Raw genomic sequence first — 17,748 nt, forward strand, 5'->3', positions numbered from 1 at the left:
ATATATATTAATATTAAAGTGGTTTTAGAGCTACTGTATAGAAGTATCCCCATTTTTGTTTTTCATTAAAGTTTACAAATCCATAACCACGCACATTTCTAGAATTATTGCTAGGGTATTCTTTAAGCCAAAACGTATGTGTAGAGTTTGCTAAACGTTTACGCCCGTCGGGACCATTTGCATAACTTGAAAGTGGCTTATCGCCTGTAAGAAATCGAGTAATTTCTTGTAAATCAACAGTGTCTGCTTGATAGGTGTCTAAGGCATTATTCACCCTTCGATATTCATTATATTGAAATTGTAGACTAAGATCTTCTGCTTCTACAAGTTTATTCTTATAAATGAGTACAGGGAATTCAATTTCTGTATTTGCATAGTCTTTAGATTGTCCTTCACTCAATACAATATTTTGTGTACTGTGTAATAAATAAGTATCTATCTTATTGATAGGACTGTCAAAGATTTTAGCAAAAATGTTTACTTTGCCTTTTTCTGCACCTCCTACACCATTAGATTTATATAGTTTTAAGGTTTGTAGTTTGACCACAATCTTAGCGTACCTAGATTTTTTAGAGCCATTCCAACTACCCCAATCTCTTTCTTCAAATTTTCCTGTAAAGGAATATCCATTGAATTTCATTTGAAACGGTTTGAAGTTTCCGTTACCTTCATTAGAATAGGTGCCTCTTAAAATTTTTGTGGTAGGATTGTATTTCCCATAAATAAATCCATTTGCACCATAAGTTCCTGCCATCATGTTATGCTTATTTTGTATAAATTGTATATTTCCATAAGTGGTTTCCCATATACCTTCATACTTTTCAAAAGAAGTAGTTCTTACGGCTTCTCCAGACCAATTCTCAATTAACGGATCTCCTTTCCAAGCCCACTTACCCGTAATTTTACTTCCGTTTTTTGTCCACTTAAAATCTCCTAATTTATTGTTATTAAAAAAAATCCCTTCCACTGTATTCCCAGTAATAGTATGAACTAATACATGTCCCTTATCTGCATAGGTTCCTACAATTAAATTTCCTTTTTGAACAAGCTTAACCTCTCCAAAGTTTGTGTTATAAGTACCTCCCCATTCTGTCGCATTTGCTGTCGCGAAAAGGAATAAAAAAGTGAGTATTTTGAATAGTGCCTTCATTGTTATTTATTTTTAAAATTATTCTTATTTGAATCCACTCTTAATGAGAAATTTTTAAAAAGGTTAACACGAGATGTAAAAAACAATATTAGAAGTCTTGATTCTTTATGAGAAAAATTGATGGGTACTAAAAATCCAAAAAGGAACTCTATACCGTATATTAATGAAGTAGGTGTAACCATAGTATGGTTTTATGCGTCCTAGTATACGAAACAATTAAACTTTTTCGTTTTTGAACTGTCAAAGGTTAATAAATTGTTTGTTTATAATGATTTACCTACTTTTAATGTAACCAAACCCTACTGCCTATGGAAATTCTTACTTCTTGTAACCTCGCTTCCATTTCTCCTTACGTCCCAGATACTGATAATCCTTGGGATATTCCTAAAGTGAAACACGTCTATAGACGTTTACATTATGGAGCGACAGATGCCACATTAAATATTGGGATTTTAGGAAGTCCAAGCGAACTCATTGACACGCTCATTCAAGAAGCAATCACTACGCCTACGCCTCCACAACCCGAATGGGGATTTTGGAATATTAATAACTATACGGATTATAATGAGCAAAATAATGCTCAGATTAATGAATGGTACAGTCAAACCTCACTTGAGTTTATTAATGGGAATCTAAAAAATCGACTAGCATTTTTCTGGTTTAATCATTTTGTCACACAAATAGAAACCTATTTTTATGCTCCCTATTTATATCAATATTGGGATTTAATGCATACATACGCATTAGGGAATTTTAAAGATTTTGTGAGTGCTGTAGGCACCTCATCTGCTATGTTACTCTTTTTAAATGGGTTTGAAAACACCAATAATAGTCCTAACGAAAACTATGCTCGCGAACTCTATGAGCTTTTTACATTAGGTCTTAATAACGGATATACCCAAACCGATATCGAAGAAACTTCCAGAGCATTAACAGGTTATAATCATTTTGGTGACGGTGTTACTGGAAACCCTATCACTTTTGATGATTCCACCTTTGACAATTCTAATAAAATTATTTTTGAGCAAGAAGGTCCTTGGGGGTATGATGATGTGATTAACATTCTTTTTGAGCAAAAAGCTGATGTAATTGCGCCTTTTATATGTGAAAAGCTATACAATTATTTTGTAAGCCCCGATACCAATCAAGAGATTGTCAATGCAATGGCAGCTACCTTTCTTGCTAATGATTTTGAAATAGCACCTGTACTAGAGCAGTTATTTAAAAGCGAACACTTTTTTGATCTTGATGCCTCTGGACTTATCATCAAAAGTCCGTATGATCTTACGACAACCTTTATAAGAGAAACGGGTTTTGAATATGATAATACAGACAATCAGTTTACTAATTTTATCATTTATCTCAATGAGATTACAGGACAAAATATTTTTCAACCCGTGGATGTCGCGGGATGGCAACGCAATCGGGACTGGATCAATAGTAGCACATTGGCTGGACGATGGGAAGGCGTAAAGATTCTTCTGTACAATCATTGGAATTTTAGTGAGGAACAATTTCGAAATTTTGCTATTAACCTCTCTGGTGATAGTAATGATCCTGCATTTATTACCCGATCCATTATTGACTTTTTAATGTCTAGGCCTTTGCATACAGAAACAGATTATGATATTGCCACTTCAGTCTTTAGATGGGAGATCCCTGATAATTATTATGATGACGGCCTTTGGAATCTTGGGTGGGAATCTGCCCCATACCAGGTACTTCTGCTCTTATTCCATATCCTTAGAATGCCTGAATTTCAACTTAAATAGCCTGTATTATGTGTAATCACGATCACAACTCAAAAGAAAAAGCACAAAAAGGGCAAAAGTTATTTGAAGGCCCTTCTGCAAAAATTACCGATCAACATCACGATCAAGAACATACTACGTGGAGTAGACGTTCCTTTATGCAAGCCCTGGGTCTTGTAGGAACAGGATCTATTATGGTAGGAGGCACCAACCTCTCTGCAGCGTCACCCTCTCGACTAACAACCGCTCTTGCAAATGCAGATAGTGACCGTATCCTCGTGTTAATCCGATTAAAAGGAGGAAATGATGGTCTTAACACCATTGTGCCTATTTACGATTATGACTTCTATGCACAAAGTAGACCTACGATACGCTATCAAGAAAATGATCTCTATAATCTCTCTCCAGATTTTGGCATTCCTCCTTCGATGGATCCATTACAATCCTTATGGGGAAATGGTCAGATGAAGGTGGTACACGGTGTAGGCTACCCAGATCAAAGTCTCTCGCATTTTAGAGGATCTGATATTTGGGCATCAGCGCAACCTGATGAGATAGATGATACCGGTGTTTTGGGTCGCTATTTTGAAGATTTATATCCTGACTTTTTAATCAATCCACCCGATATACCACCAGCCATTCAGATTGGAAGTAGCGGAAATTTAATTTTTGATGGAGATGAAGCAGGCTATGCGTTTTCTGTTGCGAATCCACAACAATTAGAAGATATTGCAGAAAATGGCGTACTGCACGACGTGACCAATATCCCTGATTGTACGTTTGGAGATCAATTAGGATTTATGCGGAGTGTAATTAACACCTCATTTACCTATGCAAGCACGATCAATGAAGCTTATGAGAGTGCAAGTAATGCGGTAGAATATGGCGCTGGACAACTCGCTCGGCAACTTGCCATTGTCGCAAGAATGATCAAAGGAGGGCTCGGAACGCAAGTATATCTGGTAACGCTGGGGAGTTTTGACACCCATGCCAACCAACTAGAGAATCACGGCGAACTCCTAAGTGACCTGTCTGCCTCCGTAAAGAATTTTTACGACGACCTGAATAGCACAGGGATGGGAGAAAATGTACTCTCTATGACCTTTTCTGAGTTTGGCCGTCGTATTGAAGAAAATGGCTCCAATGGTACCGATCACGGAACCGCTTCTCCTATCTTAATGTTTGGCGACGGTCTCAACGACCAAGGTTTTGTAGGGACACATCCCGATATTCAAGACCCTGATCAAACCGGAAATCCTGCCTTCACCACCGATTTCAGACAAGTATATGCCACGGTTTTAAAACAGTGGTTATGCATCGATGAAAGTCTTGTTGATCAGATTCTATTTGGACAGACTTATGAGCCACTAGACTTAGGATTTAGCTGCACGGCTTTAGGGGTTACTGATTTTGCTACCACTGGCTTCCAACACCTAGCCACCTATCAAGGTGATCAAACCTTTATTGAATTTACCATGCCCACTACCGCTAGAGTCACAGTCTCCTTATTCAATTTATTAGGACAGGAAGTAGGGAAATTGAAAGACGAGTTTAGTCTGGAAGGTCCGCAACGTTTGAATGTGAAGCAATCTGTGCGTACCCGTTTACGAACAGGACAATATATCTATCGTATTTCTTTTAATGGGAAAAGTTATAGTAAGTCTATTCTGGTGAAATAGGTCTAGTCACTAGTTTTCAGTTACAGTACGCAGTAAAAATATAAAGTGATCACACTCTTTTTTGGAGTTAATTCTTTATCCGCTTTCACGAAAGTGAACCCAAAATCCATTAAACTAGTGTAGACACAATTCATTTGTCCCTCGGGATGCTCCCTTAGCCGTTTGTTTTCTTATTTTTGTGCCTTTAAATCATAGTTAATGTCTCAAAGATATACCATTACCGCTGCTTTACCGTATACCAACGGTCCCATACATATAGGTCATCTCGCAGGCGTGTACGTTCCTGCCGATATTTATGCACGCTATCTCCGTATGCAAGGTGCCGATGTTGCTTTTGTGTGTGGAAGTGATGAGCATGGTGTTCCTATTACCATCAAAGCAAAAAAAGAAGGCATTACTCCTCAAGATGTCGTTGATAAGTACCATGCGATTATCAAGCAATCCTTTCTTGATTTTGGGATTACGTTTGATAATTACTCGCGTACCACGGCGAAGATTCATCATGAGACTGCATCCGACTTTTTTAAGACGATGTATGATCAAGGAAAATTCCTAGAAGAAACGAATGCGCAATTATACGACGTCGAAGCAGAACAATTTTTAGCCGATCGGTTTGTGACAGGTACCTGTCCTAAATGTGGCTTTGAAGAAGCGTATGGCGATCAGTGTGAAAACTGTGGAACTTCCCATAATGCCACCGATTTGATCAATCCTAAAAGTGCGATTTCTGGAGCGGTACCTTCGCTTAAAGAAACCAAACATTGGTTTTTACCCTTAGATCAATATGACGAATTCTTTAGAGAATGGATTTTAAAAGGCCATAAAAAAGATTGGAAAACCAATGTCTACGGACAATGCAAATCATGGATCGATGATGGTTTACGCCCTCGTGCCGTAACCCGTGATCTCGATTGGGGAATCCCTGTGCCAGTCGAAGGTGCCGAAGGAAAAGTACTCTACGTTTGGTTTGATGCCCCTATCGGTTATATCTCTGCCACCAAAGAATGGGCGGCCCGTGAAGGAAAAGACTGGGAACCATATTGGAAAGATAAAAACACCAAACTCATTCACTTTATTGGGAAGGATAATATTGTGTTTCACTGCATTATTTTCCCTGCGATGCTTAAAGGACATGGCGATTATATCTTACCTGATAATGTACCTGCCAATGAGTTTTTAAATCTAGAAGGGCGTAAACTGTCTACTTCCAAAAATTGGGCGGTTTGGCTACACGAGTACCTTGAAGATTTTCCTGAGAAACAGGATGTATTGCGTTATGTACTCACAGCAAATGCACCTGAAGGAAAAGACAATGATTTTACGTGGAAGGACTTTCAACAACGTAATAATAACGAACTTGTAGCTACTTTTGGAAACTTCATTAACCGTGTAGCGGTGTTGACACAAAAATATTATGACGGTGTCGTGCCTACGCCGGATACTTTTAATGAAGTAGATTTACAAACCTTGGAAGAAATACGTGCCTATCCAGCTGTGATAGGAAGTAGTTTGGAAAAATACCGCTTTCGCGAAAGCCAAAACAGCCTCATCAACCTAGCGCGATTAGGAAACAAATACCTCGCCGATGAAGAGCCTTGGAAAACCATCAAAACCGACGAAGAGCGTACCAAAACCGTGATGTATGTCGCCCTTCAAATCGCTACCGCATTAGCTGTGCTCAGCGAACCGTTTTTGCCTTTTACTTCTAAAAAGTTAAAAGTGATTCTGAACACCCAATCACTTCCAGCCTTGAGTTGGAACGATATATATGGCTTCTCCCCCTACCAGGGGGAGATGTCTGCCGATGAGGCAGACAGAGGGGGTCTGTTGCCTGCAGGACACACCTGCGGAACATCTGAACTCCTCTTCTCAAAAATAGAAGATGCTGATATCCAAAAACAATTAGAAAAATTGGAAGCTAGTAAAAAAGCAAACGAAGCTGAGAATGCCGTTGCCGAGCCTCAAAAAGAGACCATAGGTTTTGAAGATTTTTCAAAAATCGATATGCGTGTGGGCACCATTATAGAAGCTGAAAAAATGCCGAAAACCAAAAAGCTTTTAAAACTTACAGTAGATACAGGTATTGACGTACGTACCATTGTTTCTGGAATCGCAGAAAGCTTCACTGCCGAAGAGGTTATTGGAAAAAAAGTAACGGTATTGGTCAACTTAGCGCCACGTGCGTTACGCGGTGTCGAAAGCCAAGGCATGATCCTTATGACTGAAGATGCCAATGGGAAATTGGTGTTTTTAAATCCTGATACAGATGGAGTGAAGAATGGGGAGACGATTAGTTAATAATATAAAGGTGTAGTAATTACTACACCTTTATATTATTTTACCCTTATAATACCTCCTTAATCCGAGAAATAAACACATCGTTACTCGTCCAAGACTTTCCAAGACGTACAATAATGAGGTCTTCACTGGGAGAGACATATACTTGTTGACCTAAAATCCCTAAGGCATAAAAATCTTCCTCGCAATTTTTACTATACCATTGGTATTGATAACAATCATTTTCTTTATTGGGTGTTACTAGCTTTTCTACCCATGCTTTTGAGACAATTTGCTTGCCATTATACTCGCCTTTATAGATCATGAGACGGGCAATTTTAGCCAAATCAATCGCCGTCGTATTCAGACAGCAAAAGGCTTTGGTATTTTTATTCTTCTCATCGTCATAACTCCATGTAGCAGGATTTTCCATTTCCAAGGGAATCCACAATTTGGTTTCTAGGTATTTCCCAAGTTGCATTCCCGTGACACGCTCTACCGCAATACCAAGCAAGGTCGTGCATACACTTTGATACTCGTGATGTGTCCCTGGTTGATAATTAAATTTCATCTTGGAAATTTGCTTGAGCTGTTTCTTCCCATAATACAATCGGCTTACTTCATCAAACGGACTGCTATAACTTTCGTCAAATTCTAATCCTGCACGCATGTCTAACAAATGCGCTAACGTCAGTTTCTTAAATAAAGGATCGGCGTCGTTGAGCTCTGGAATGTATTTGGTAATCGGGTCGTGTACACTTTCTATTTTTCCTTCATCGATAGCTATACCCACCAACAACGAGGTTACCGATTTTGATACGGAGAAAATATTAGAAATAGAATCTCTTTTATAGCCTTCATAATAATTCTCAAACACAATCGCATCATCCTTTATGACTAAAAATGCTGTCGTTTCTGAATGGATATCCAGCACTTTATCCATCGCATATCGTTTTCCATCTACAGAAAAGGAAAGCGTATCTAATTTTTTTGCTTCGTCTGTTGTACTTCCGTCTTTAAAATAAAACGTATTCTCTCCAGTATTTACCTCTGTATATGGGAAAATTTTATGATCATCTATATCGGCTTTATAATACCGAATCATACGTCCATAATGACACGATTGTAAACATAAAATAAGAAGTAAAAGAATTGCTTTTTTCATCATCAGTTGTTAATTTTATAATTGATTACTGACGACAAAACTATATTCTATTACACGTGTAAACCTATAATACAGTGGGATTGTGGCGAAATGTTACTTATTTGTGGCGAGTTGTAATTTACTTTTCACATCACCTTGTAATCCTCTAGAAACAGGAATATGTGTTGTATACCCTATATCAACAAATAGCTTTTTATTCTCTATATGGTATTGTTTAAAATGTATTGGGTTAATCAAAAAAGATCGGTGTGTTTTAATCAACTCTGGAAACGATTTTTCTATTTCAGAAATAGCGCTTCTTACCAACTTTTTTTCAATTGTTTCTCCTTTAAAAAAATAAACCTCTACATAATTATCTGAAGATTGCACAAATAAAAGTTCATGAAAATCAAGCTGTATAAAATCATATTGGCCTTGTCCTTTGATAGTAATTTGATCTTCTAACTGTATGCGTTCTGAAAACTTACCAATGATGAAACGAGTGATTATAACAAAAGGAAGTATGATCGTAAGACCTGGTAAATATACTAGTTTTGTATATTCAAAATAGGAATACACTCCTTCTTCACCTAGAACTACGGCATATTTATAAAACAAATAATTAATTAATGTTCCTATACAGACGACTAAAACCAAATAGATTCCTTCGTTTTTAAAATACCAGAATTTCTGTCTTTTTGTAATACGATATTGATATACCAAGGGAACTACATAACAAAGCCCTTCTATCAATCCATAAATAGGCAATAATGTTAATTTTTCGCTAGCCGAAAATCTATATATATCAAAAGGTTCAGAAAAGTATAAAAAAACAAATACCCATATACTGAGCCCTAAAGCTATCCAGAAATGATTTTGAATATTCTTATGAAATGGATATTGTTTTTTCATTCAAAAATTAAAAATACTAAAGTCCAATATAAATAAAAGGATAAACATTAATTTTTAGTTACTTTTGAATGAATACCCATAAAAAAAGAGTCCTTGCTACAGTACATCCAGAAACACACCCAACTTCCAGAATCCGGTATCAAAAACACCCTAAAACTCCTCGCCGAAGATTGTACCTTACCTTTTATTGCTCGCTACCGGAAAGAAGCTACGGGGAATCTGGATGAAGTGGAGATTGGTCAGATTATCACGTTTAAAGAGCAATTTGAAACACTGGAAAAGCGTAAAGCAACCATCTTAAAAGCGCTGGAAGAACAAAATGTATTAACAGACGAATTACGATCTAAAGTAAACACGGCACAAGATCTAACTACCCTAGAAGACCTCTACCTTCCTTATAAGAAGAAACGCAAGACCAAAGCAGAGACCGCTCGTAAAAACGGATTAGAACCCTTGGCTAAAATGATCATGAGCCAGAATGCAAATGATCTCGACGGACTTGCACAGCGCTATACGAACAGTGAAGTCCCTTCTGCTGAAGACGCTCTAGAAGGTGCCCGCCATATTATTTCTGAGTGGATTAATGAACGTGCCGATATACGTACAGGAATTCGCCAACAATTAGAGTGTTTTGCACTCATAGAAACCAAAGTCATCAAGACCAAAGAAACGGATGAGAAAGCGCAAAAATTTAGAGATTACTTCAATTGGTCTGAGTCTTTAAACCGATGTCCTTCACATCGCTTACTCGCTATTTTGCGTGCTGAAAATGAAGGCTATATTCGTGTAAAAATAACAATTGATGACGATCGTGCGCTAGAAAAAATAGAACGCAAACTCATCCGATCTCATAACGAATGTGCCACACACATCGAACTCGCCATCAAAGATGCGTATAAGCGCTTATTGCTTCCTTCTTTATCCAATGAAGCGCTCTCGGAAGCCAAAAAGAAAGCTGATGAAACCGCGATTCAAGTATTTGCTAAAAACCTCAAACAACTCCTACTCGGTTCGCCATTGGGAGAAAAACGCATTCTCGCCATTGACCCAGGCTTTAGAACGGGTTGTAAAGTGGTTTGTCTAGACGCACAGGGCGGTTTGTTACACAATGAGACCATCTATCCACATGCACCCAAAAACGACGACAAAGGAGCGATTAAGAAACTGAGTTCGCTGACAGACGCCTATAAAATAGAAGCGATTGCCATCGGAAATGGAACTGCGTCTCGTGAGACCGAACGCCTTGTCAAACGCATTCATTTTAAAAATGAGATGCAAGTGTTTGTGGTAAGCGAAGCGGGTGCTTCGATTTACTCGGCTTCCAAAATTGCGAGAGATGAGTTTCCTAATTACGACGTGACGGTACGTGGTGCGGTTTCGATTGGAAGACGCCTCGCTGATCCGCTGGCGGAATTGGTGAAGATAGATGCTAAATCCATTGGTGTGGGTCAATATCAGCACGATGTAGACCAAACGGCACTTAAAAATAGCTTGGATCGCGTGGTCGAAATGTGTGTGAATAGCGTTGGGGTCAATGTCAATACCGCAAGTGCACCACTGCTAAGTTATGTGTCAGGGATTGGACCTAAATTGGCAGAAGGAGTGGTACGCTTTCGCGAAAGCGAGGGACCCTTTACCTCCAGAGTTGCCATCAAAAAAGTACCACGTCTCGGTGGAAAAGCCTTTGAGCAAGCAGCAGGTTTCCTCAGAATTAAAGATGCTAAAAATCCGCTGGATGACTCCTCAGTACATCCAGAACGCTACAAACTTGTAGAAAAAATAGCTAAAGATCAGAAGATTTCTGTTGCTGAAATGATTGGAAATAATAAACGTTTACAGGCCATTGATCTCCAAAAATATGTTACTGAAGATGTGGGATTGCCTACACTGACTGATATTATCACAGAACTAGAAAAACCAGGGCTTGACATCAGAGAAAAAGCCAAAGTGTTTACGTTTAACCAAAATATTAGAACGATTGAAGATTTACAACCTGGACAATTACTTCCTGGCATTGTGAATAATGTGACTAATTTTGGATGCTTTGTCGATATTGGAATCAAAGAAAGTGGACTGATTCATATTTCAAACCTCGCCGATGGTTTTGTGTCGGATGTTTCGGCGCATGTAAGTCTGCAACAACAAATTATTGTCAAAGTATTGGAGGTTGACATTTCGCGAAAGCGGATTCAATTAAAATTACATACATCATCCTAAAATCATATTATCTACTATACTTATGAGAGGTCTTATCTTTCTTTTTTTGTTTTTTTTATCCCAACTAGTGATCGCTCAAGAGCCTTTTCTAAGTTTTGATCATAACGTAAACACACTCGGCAAAAAACCAACCCAGCTTTTTTCGGCTGTATTTCCAGAAAATGATACTTTTTTAATTTTTATAGAAGACTCAAAGCAATTGTCTGTCTATCAGTTTGATGAAAATGGGAAAGAAACGGCAGAAGGATTTTCATTTCCTAATTTTGCAAAAAAATATCCAAATATAGGAGGATACATCCAAGAGAATGGTACCTATACATTATTTCTGTCTAGTACAAACAAAAAGAAATGGGCGATTGTTACATTAGATTTTACATATAAATCATTTAATCTTCAAGAAGCCAAACTCGATATAAAAGGAGATCGCATATTGGAATCGTTAACCTACAATGGCAAACACTATTTATTTACGGTACAACGAGATACATCTACGTTTGAAGTATATGTGATGGACTCAGAAGGAACCATAACTACACAAACATTCTCTTTTGAAGATGTTGATTTTGGAGGAGGAAGACGTACCATTCCTAATCTAGATCGTTTGCTACAGGGTTCTTTTTCGAGAGAAGTCGCTATTATAGATAGTGAATCACCTATTGCCTTAGAATCTTCAAAGTCGAACGTTAAATTCTATCAAGAGGAAGCACTTGTGACCCTTACGATAGATTCTTCAAAGAATACTACCTTTTATTTACAATTTGATTTAGAAAATAACACGTCTAGTACTCAAACCATTTCTAAAGCTTCTTTTGATAAGGATATTATCAGCGCTAGATCTAACTCCTTTATTTTTGAAGACAAGCTTTTTACGTTAAAAGTCTCTTCTGATGAGATGGATTTTTCTATTTATAACCTAGATTCAATGGAAAATCTAGCTTCCTTTTCGGCTCGAAAAGGAACTCCTATTACCTTTAAAAACACGCCTATTATACAGGAAGGAGGTCAATTAGATTCTTATCGCGAACTCGAAAAAACGTCTAAGTTTTTACGTAAAGTAGCCACATCCAATCCTGCTATTACGGTTTTTAAAGAAAATGATCACTATATTATTACTTTGGGGGCTACCCAAGAAATAAGTAACGGAGGTCCTGGTTTTTTTGTCGTTGGAGGAGGACTTGCAGGAGCTCTTGTAAGTGGTGTTATTACTGGAATTGCAAATGCAACTTATTATCAATACAATGCATATACGTATACTAAAAGTGCTCGTTTTCAAATGGTACTTGATCGTGATTTACAGTTTGTTCCTGATGCAGAAATACCGCTCAATGTTTTTGATGAGATCGGTGAGTTTACACAAGAAACATCTCCAAAAGTCATACAAACCGTGTTTAAACTTAAAGACTCTTATATTTGGGGCGCGCTTAACGCGAAAACAAACACCCTCAATTTCTTTACATTTTAGAACGTGCTCAAAATCGCTTACCATTCTATTAATAAACACTCATTAACAGATAGCGTCGGTTTCTGATAGCGAGATAGTCGAGGTTAATATTTCGTGAACCTGCCTGTCGGCAGACAGTAGCGTATAAAGTATATAGGTAAGGATGCGTGCTATTTTAAAATCCTATTTATGAGTGGATTCGATTTACTATCTTTATTTTAGTATATTGTTTTCTAGTAACATATCCATCTAAAACGATACTAACAACACATAATCCTATTTAACTAAAATCTATGAGAGTATTTGTCTTCCTGTTTTTAATTCTTAGTTCCTTTTTGAGTGCAGCTCAAGAGCCTACATTAACATTGCCAGAAAATGAAGATTTTGTAAAAAGTGATGCCTTTTTTGCGATTCCAAATGATCAAGAACAGGAATTTGCTTCTGTAATTATAAAAAACAATACAATTACTGCTCTTCAAGTAGATGCAACATATCAAGTGAAAAATCAACTAACTATTGATTATAATGCTAATTCAGGTAGGGAACTGGTAGAAAAAGCATATATAAACAATACGTATACACTCTATTTTTTACATGAGGAAGATAAAATGTTAGATATATTAACCTTTGATTTTGATAACAATACATCAAACACTACATACATTGAAATACCTATTGCAAAAAAAACCTTTATACAAAGTCTGAGGGTTAGTGGTGGTACTTCAAATGATTCATACGAAAGAAACCTCTCAAGGAACAACGAATACTTTCTCCAAGCTTTTACCTACACTACTAATTTTTATTTGATCAATATCCTACTAAAATCATCTACCCTAGTGATATATCAAATAGATGCCGAAAATAATGTGTCTAGAAAAGAAGTAGTTCTCCCTGATTATTTTAGGGATGAAAAGAGAAGAGAATCTAACTTGTATAGCAACATGTTGTTTACAAATGATTTTCATTTCTCAATCCCTAAAATAACAAATGTATTTCCAACCCCTTCTTCTGCTAGTGGTCATTTCTCAAAAATATACCTTAATGATTCAGTACTTACTCTTACGACAGACGGAAATCCACTTTTTACATACATCGTTACGGTAGATCTCAACACTTTTGAAGGCGATGTGACAGCTTTTGCAAAAAGAGCATTAGGTAATTCCTCATTAGTCACAAGAACAAATTCATTTTTAGATGGAGATACGATATATATGCTATCTACTAATGCAAATGAATTATATATTGATTTATGGAATGTGAGAGAGCGAAAGAAAATTAAAGAAATATCATTTAACAAAAAAGAAGATTTGTTTTTTGAGAATCCAACGATAGATACTACGCTCACGAAAGAAGATCAGTATGCATTACTAAAAACTAAAAAAACACTGAAAAATAATACAAGAGGAACAAAAGGAATTTCTGTTAAAGAAATTGATGATACATTTTTAATAGTTATTGGAGCTACCAGAGCCCTAGCATCTGAGTCAGGTCTCTTGTCACCTGTCGAGTTCAATGGAGCTGGAATACTTCTTCCTCCTCTCATGTCTTATACAGACCTTGCAACTCGAAACGAAATTCACGCCTACTTTGATAAGGATTTTAATTTTATTTCAAAACCTTTAGAACCTTCCATTTTTGCTAGTCTTGGGGCTATTTCTCAAAAGGCTGATTTTAAAAAGATAAATGCGTTTTTTAAAGTCAAAGACGAGTACGTATATGGATATTTAAACATAAAGACTGGGGAAATCTCTTTTTACAGCGGAAGATAATAAATGCTCAAAATCGCCTTTCACCCCATTTATAAACATCACTTACCCGACGGACATCGATTTCCTATGGCAAAATATGATTTGCTGCCACGTCAACTTCTACATGAAGGGACTTGCACCCAAGACAATTTTTTTGAACCTACAGTCATAGACGATGTGCATGTTTTGCGTTGTCATACCCAAGACTATCTTACCAACTTGAAAGCATTAACCATTGAGCGTCGAGAAGCTCGGAAGATAGGGTTTCCTCTTTCTGAAGAGCTGGTACAACGCGAACTCATCATTGCGCAGGGTACCATCTTGGGATGTGAATATGCACTAGAGCACGGCATCGCGATGAATATTGCGGGAGGCACCCACCATGCCTACACAGATCACGGAGAAGCTTTTTGCATGCTCAATGATCAGGCGATTGGGGCTCGGTATTTACAAGCACAAGGACTTGCCAAAAAAATACTCATTGTCGATCTAGATGTACATCAAGGCAATGGTACCGCAGAAATTTTTCAGGATGATCCTACCGTGTTTACATTTTCTATGCACGGTCAAGCAAATTATCCGTTTAAAAAAGAAACCTCTGATCTTGATATTGCTTTAGACACCAATACTGATGATGCAACCTATCTCAAAATTTTAAAAGACACCCTTCCACAACTTATCTCACAAGAGCAACCTGATTTTATCTTTTACCTCTGTGGTGTTGATATTCTTGCGAGTGACAAACTAGGAAAATTAGGGTGCACGCTTCAAGGTTGTCTGGAAAGAGATCGGTATGTGTTACAAACCTGTCATGATCTTCAAATCCCTGTGCAGTGTAGTATGGGGGGTGGCTATTCTCCGGACATCAAAATCATTATAGACGCTCACTCCAACACGTTTAGACAGGCGCAGGATATTTATTTTTAAAACACAACCCTAACCCCTCTTACTAAAGTAGAAGACTCAGCTCCTAAATTTTAGCAATAATGACCTTTGAGACTTATAGATTGTTTCTGTATTATTCAAAAAAAGTCCCTGCTCCCTTTAGGAAAAGCAATACAGAGATAAGAGAAAATACGTAACTTCGTGCTGTGCAAACTCACTATGATTATATCATTATTGGTGGTGGTCTTTCTGGGCTGACTTTAGCTTATCGGATGGCTCAAGATGCATTTTTTGATACCACTTCTATTCTTATTATAGATCAGTCTGCAAAAAAAGAAAACGACCGTACCTGGTGTTTTTGGGAATCTCAACCTGATATTTTTGAAGAGATTGTTTCTCATCGCTGGTCCACCATACGTTTTAAAAGTCCTGTATTTTCAGATGATATTGCGATAAAACCCTATCAGTATAAAAAAATTGAAGGAGATGATTTTTACGCTTTCGCGAAAGCGTACGTAGCCACAAAACCACATATTTCCTTTTTACAGGAAACCGTCCTGTCTGTTGAAAATCAGTCAGACCAAGTGGTGATCATTACAGATAAAAAAAGGCTTTCGGGCGGGAAAGTATTTAATAGTATTCTGAATTCAGAAGTGCTTTCTAACCAGACACAGCATCAATATCTTAAACAGCATTTTATTGGGTGGTTTATCAAAACAAAGACTCCTACTTTTGATCCTGATGCAGCCACCTTTATGGATTTTACCGTGCCACAAAAGGGAAATTGTAGATTTATGTATGTGCTCCCCACCTCAACAACGCAAGCCTTATTTGAGTACACGTTGTTTTCTAAAGACCTTCTCGAAGACACCGAATATGAAACCGCTATTGAAACATACTTAAAAGAAAAAGGGATATTGCAATATCACATTGAACGTAAAGAGCGAGGGAATATTCCTATGTCTTCGTATCGTTTTGATACGCAAGCTTCTAAAAATATTCTACACATCGGGAGCGCCGGTGGGTGGACCAAAGCAAGTACAGGATTTACCTTTAAACACACGTTAAAAAAGACAGCCGCGCTTGTTGAATTTTTAAAAACAGAAAAAGATTTACGTTTGTTCTCTAAGCGGACACGTTTCTGGTGGTATGATTTACTGCTTGTAGATGTGTTGTATCGTAAAAATCATTTAGGAGGGCCTATTTTTGCAGAGATGTTTAAAAACAATTCAACCGATCGGATTTTTAGGTTTCTGGATGATGAAACGACATTTAAAGAAGAATTACAGATTATCTGGAGCTTACCTAAAAAGGAGTTTGTGAAGGCAGTGTTTAGTCGGTTGTTCCGATTATGAATATCCCCTTTTTTTTTAAAATTATTTCCAACTCCTTTAGAATACCGCTAAAAACACTGATAGTAGCCAGATTGATAATCTCTAAACATATTATAGGAAGTATAATATTACTGTACAAAATGCTCAAATCCAACTAATAAGATTTAATTATTATTTGATAGTGTGATGTCCAATAAAAAGTGCATTTTTATTTACAGCATTTCTTTTGTGCAAAAACTAAAATACTATAAATTGGACAATAATGATCCTACTTAAATTTGTTAAGTAGCTCACATATTTTTGAAGTAGTGTTAGGATTACACGCTAATGAAGAATCTGTTATTACTGTTGAGTCATCATTACCTCCAATAATAATCTTGCTATTTTCTTTGCCTATAGAAGCTACTTTAAACTTTTTAAAACCTAACATATTTTGTTTTTGTTTTTTCATTTGATGATTTTTAATGATTAAAACTAAAAATATACATTTTACCAAAGAGAATTATCAATTTAACAAATTAATTTTTAATGGGTGTAAAGATAGTCGTTTTTAAAAGCCCTCTTCCTTAAGTGAGGCTTTAGGTTAGGAAACGAATTGAGGCTCTTTATATAAATTTTCTCTACAAATCTATTGTGTTTTTTACTTTGCTAACCGCTTTTTCATTTCTGCAATCGCATCTGTATAATCCTCCATCCTTCGGCTTTTTCCAATGTGAATGATACCACTATTCATTCGACTTGTGAGTTCTTTTATAGGCATCGTATCTAAGCTTCCGAACTGATCCTTCCATAAGTCAAGTTCATAAAGCCTTTGATTCTGAAATCCTGTCATCCTTCTATCATTATCAGTTTTCATAAAATCAAGCTTGCCAACGATTGCGTCCAAATATTCAAACTCAATGACGATACCATCGTAAATAAGTTGGGTATAGAATGTGTTTTTAAAAATCTCTTCAATAGCACCTAAATCTGAGGCTTTGATGTTTGTCAGGATGACATTATATACGGTCAATCCATTTGTGAAAAGCCAACATTTTTTCCGATCTACATAAAAAATGGTGGCATTCCATTTTCCTAATAGTCCGCAATCCGCATTTTGGTCATTTACAATGAGTTTCTTAACGACCTTTTCTAATTTTTTGGTTGTATGTATTTTAGTTCTTTTCAAAATAGATTATGTGATCTCAAATTTTGAATTAATCTAAGAAAA

Annotated in this window: 13 protein-coding genes; 8 read left to right on the forward strand and 5 right to left on the reverse strand. The window is 36.9% G+C overall.

Going from position 1 to position 17,748, the window contains the following annotated elements:
- Positions 1–13 precede the first annotated feature (13 nt).
- Positions 14–1,150: a hypothetical protein gene (locus Q0505_RS20190; RefSeq protein WP_299217103.1), complete on the reverse strand. Its 1,137-nt coding sequence runs from the start codon at positions 1,148–1,150 to the stop codon at positions 14–16.
- A gap of 308 nt (positions 1,151–1,458) precedes the next feature.
- Here Q0505_RS20190 and Q0505_RS20195 point away from each other — a divergent pair, with 308 nt between their 5' ends.
- The 3 genes from Q0505_RS20195 to metG all read left to right on the forward strand — a co-directional run bounded on the left by Q0505_RS20195 (position 1,459) and on the right by metG (position 6,878).
- Positions 1,459–2,922 carry a DUF1800 domain-containing protein gene (locus Q0505_RS20195; RefSeq protein ID WP_299217106.1) on the forward strand — a complete coding sequence of 488 codons (1,464 nt, stop codon included), beginning with the start codon at positions 1,459–1,461 and terminating at the stop codon, positions 2,920–2,922.
- A gap of 8 nt (positions 2,923–2,930) precedes the next feature.
- Complete coding sequence (locus Q0505_RS20200) at positions 2,931–4,580, forward strand: DUF1501 domain-containing protein (RefSeq protein WP_299217109.1); 1,650 nt, start codon at positions 2,931–2,933, stop codon at positions 4,578–4,580.
- A 198-nt stretch (positions 4,581–4,778) separates the two neighbouring features.
- Positions 4,779–6,878, forward strand: coding sequence for a methionine--tRNA ligase (gene metG / locus Q0505_RS20205; RefSeq protein ID WP_299217112.1), 2,100 nt, complete (start codon positions 4,779–4,781; stop codon positions 6,876–6,878).
- A gap of 46 nt (positions 6,879–6,924) precedes the next feature.
- Here the strand turns inward: metG and Q0505_RS20210 are convergent, their stop codons facing one another.
- Both Q0505_RS20210 and Q0505_RS20215 read right to left on the reverse strand, forming a co-directional pair.
- Positions 6,925–8,025 carry a serine hydrolase gene (locus Q0505_RS20210; RefSeq protein ID WP_299217115.1) on the reverse strand — a complete coding sequence of 367 codons (1,101 nt, stop codon included), beginning with the start codon at positions 8,023–8,025 and terminating at the stop codon, positions 6,925–6,927.
- 90 nt (positions 8,026–8,115) lie between these two features.
- Positions 8,116–8,913 (reverse strand): LytTR family transcriptional regulator DNA-binding domain-containing protein, encoded by a 798-nt coding sequence (locus tag Q0505_RS20215; protein ID WP_299217118.1) that lies wholly within the window; start codon positions 8,911–8,913, stop codon positions 8,116–8,118.
- 93 nt (positions 8,914–9,006) lie between these two features.
- Between Q0505_RS20215 and Q0505_RS20220 the strand changes: the two genes are divergently transcribed.
- From Q0505_RS20220 to Q0505_RS20240, 5 genes are all read left to right on the forward strand, one after another.
- Positions 9,007–11,130, forward strand: coding sequence for a Tex family protein (locus tag Q0505_RS20220; protein WP_299217121.1), 2,124 nt, complete (start codon positions 9,007–9,009; stop codon positions 11,128–11,130).
- Between the two features lie 46 nt (positions 11,131–11,176).
- Positions 11,177–12,592 carry a hypothetical protein gene (locus Q0505_RS20225; RefSeq protein ID WP_299217123.1) on the forward strand — a complete coding sequence of 472 codons (1,416 nt, stop codon included), beginning with the start codon at positions 11,177–11,179 and terminating at the stop codon, positions 12,590–12,592.
- A gap of 272 nt (positions 12,593–12,864) precedes the next feature.
- Positions 12,865–14,340, forward strand: a complete 1,476-nt coding sequence (locus tag Q0505_RS20230) for a hypothetical protein (protein ID WP_299217126.1) — start codon at positions 12,865–12,867, stop codon at positions 14,338–14,340.
- A gap of 3 nt (positions 14,341–14,343) precedes the next feature.
- A complete protein-coding gene (locus Q0505_RS20235) occupies positions 14,344–15,246 on the forward strand; it encodes a histone deacetylase (protein WP_299217128.1) in 903 nt (300 codons plus the stop codon).
- A gap of 164 nt (positions 15,247–15,410) precedes the next feature.
- Positions 15,411–16,559, forward strand: a complete 1,149-nt coding sequence (locus Q0505_RS20240) for a lycopene cyclase family protein (protein ID WP_299217132.1) — start codon at positions 15,411–15,413, stop codon at positions 16,557–16,559.
- Positions 16,560–16,806: 247 nt separating this feature from the next.
- Here the strand turns inward: Q0505_RS20240 and Q0505_RS20245 are convergent, their stop codons facing one another.
- Both Q0505_RS20245 and Q0505_RS20250 read right to left on the reverse strand, forming a co-directional pair.
- A complete protein-coding gene (locus Q0505_RS20245) occupies positions 16,807–16,989 on the reverse strand; it encodes a hypothetical protein (RefSeq protein WP_299217135.1) in 183 nt (60 codons plus the stop codon).
- Between the two features lie 189 nt (positions 16,990–17,178).
- Positions 17,179–17,706, reverse strand: coding sequence for a hypothetical protein (locus Q0505_RS20250; RefSeq protein WP_299217138.1), 528 nt, complete (start codon positions 17,704–17,706; stop codon positions 17,179–17,181).
- Between the last annotated feature and the right edge of the window lie 42 nt (positions 17,707–17,748).

The organism is uncultured Dokdonia sp., from assembly GCF_937910895.1.
Classification (GTDB): Bacteria; Bacteroidota; Bacteroidia; order Flavobacteriales; family Flavobacteriaceae; genus Dokdonia.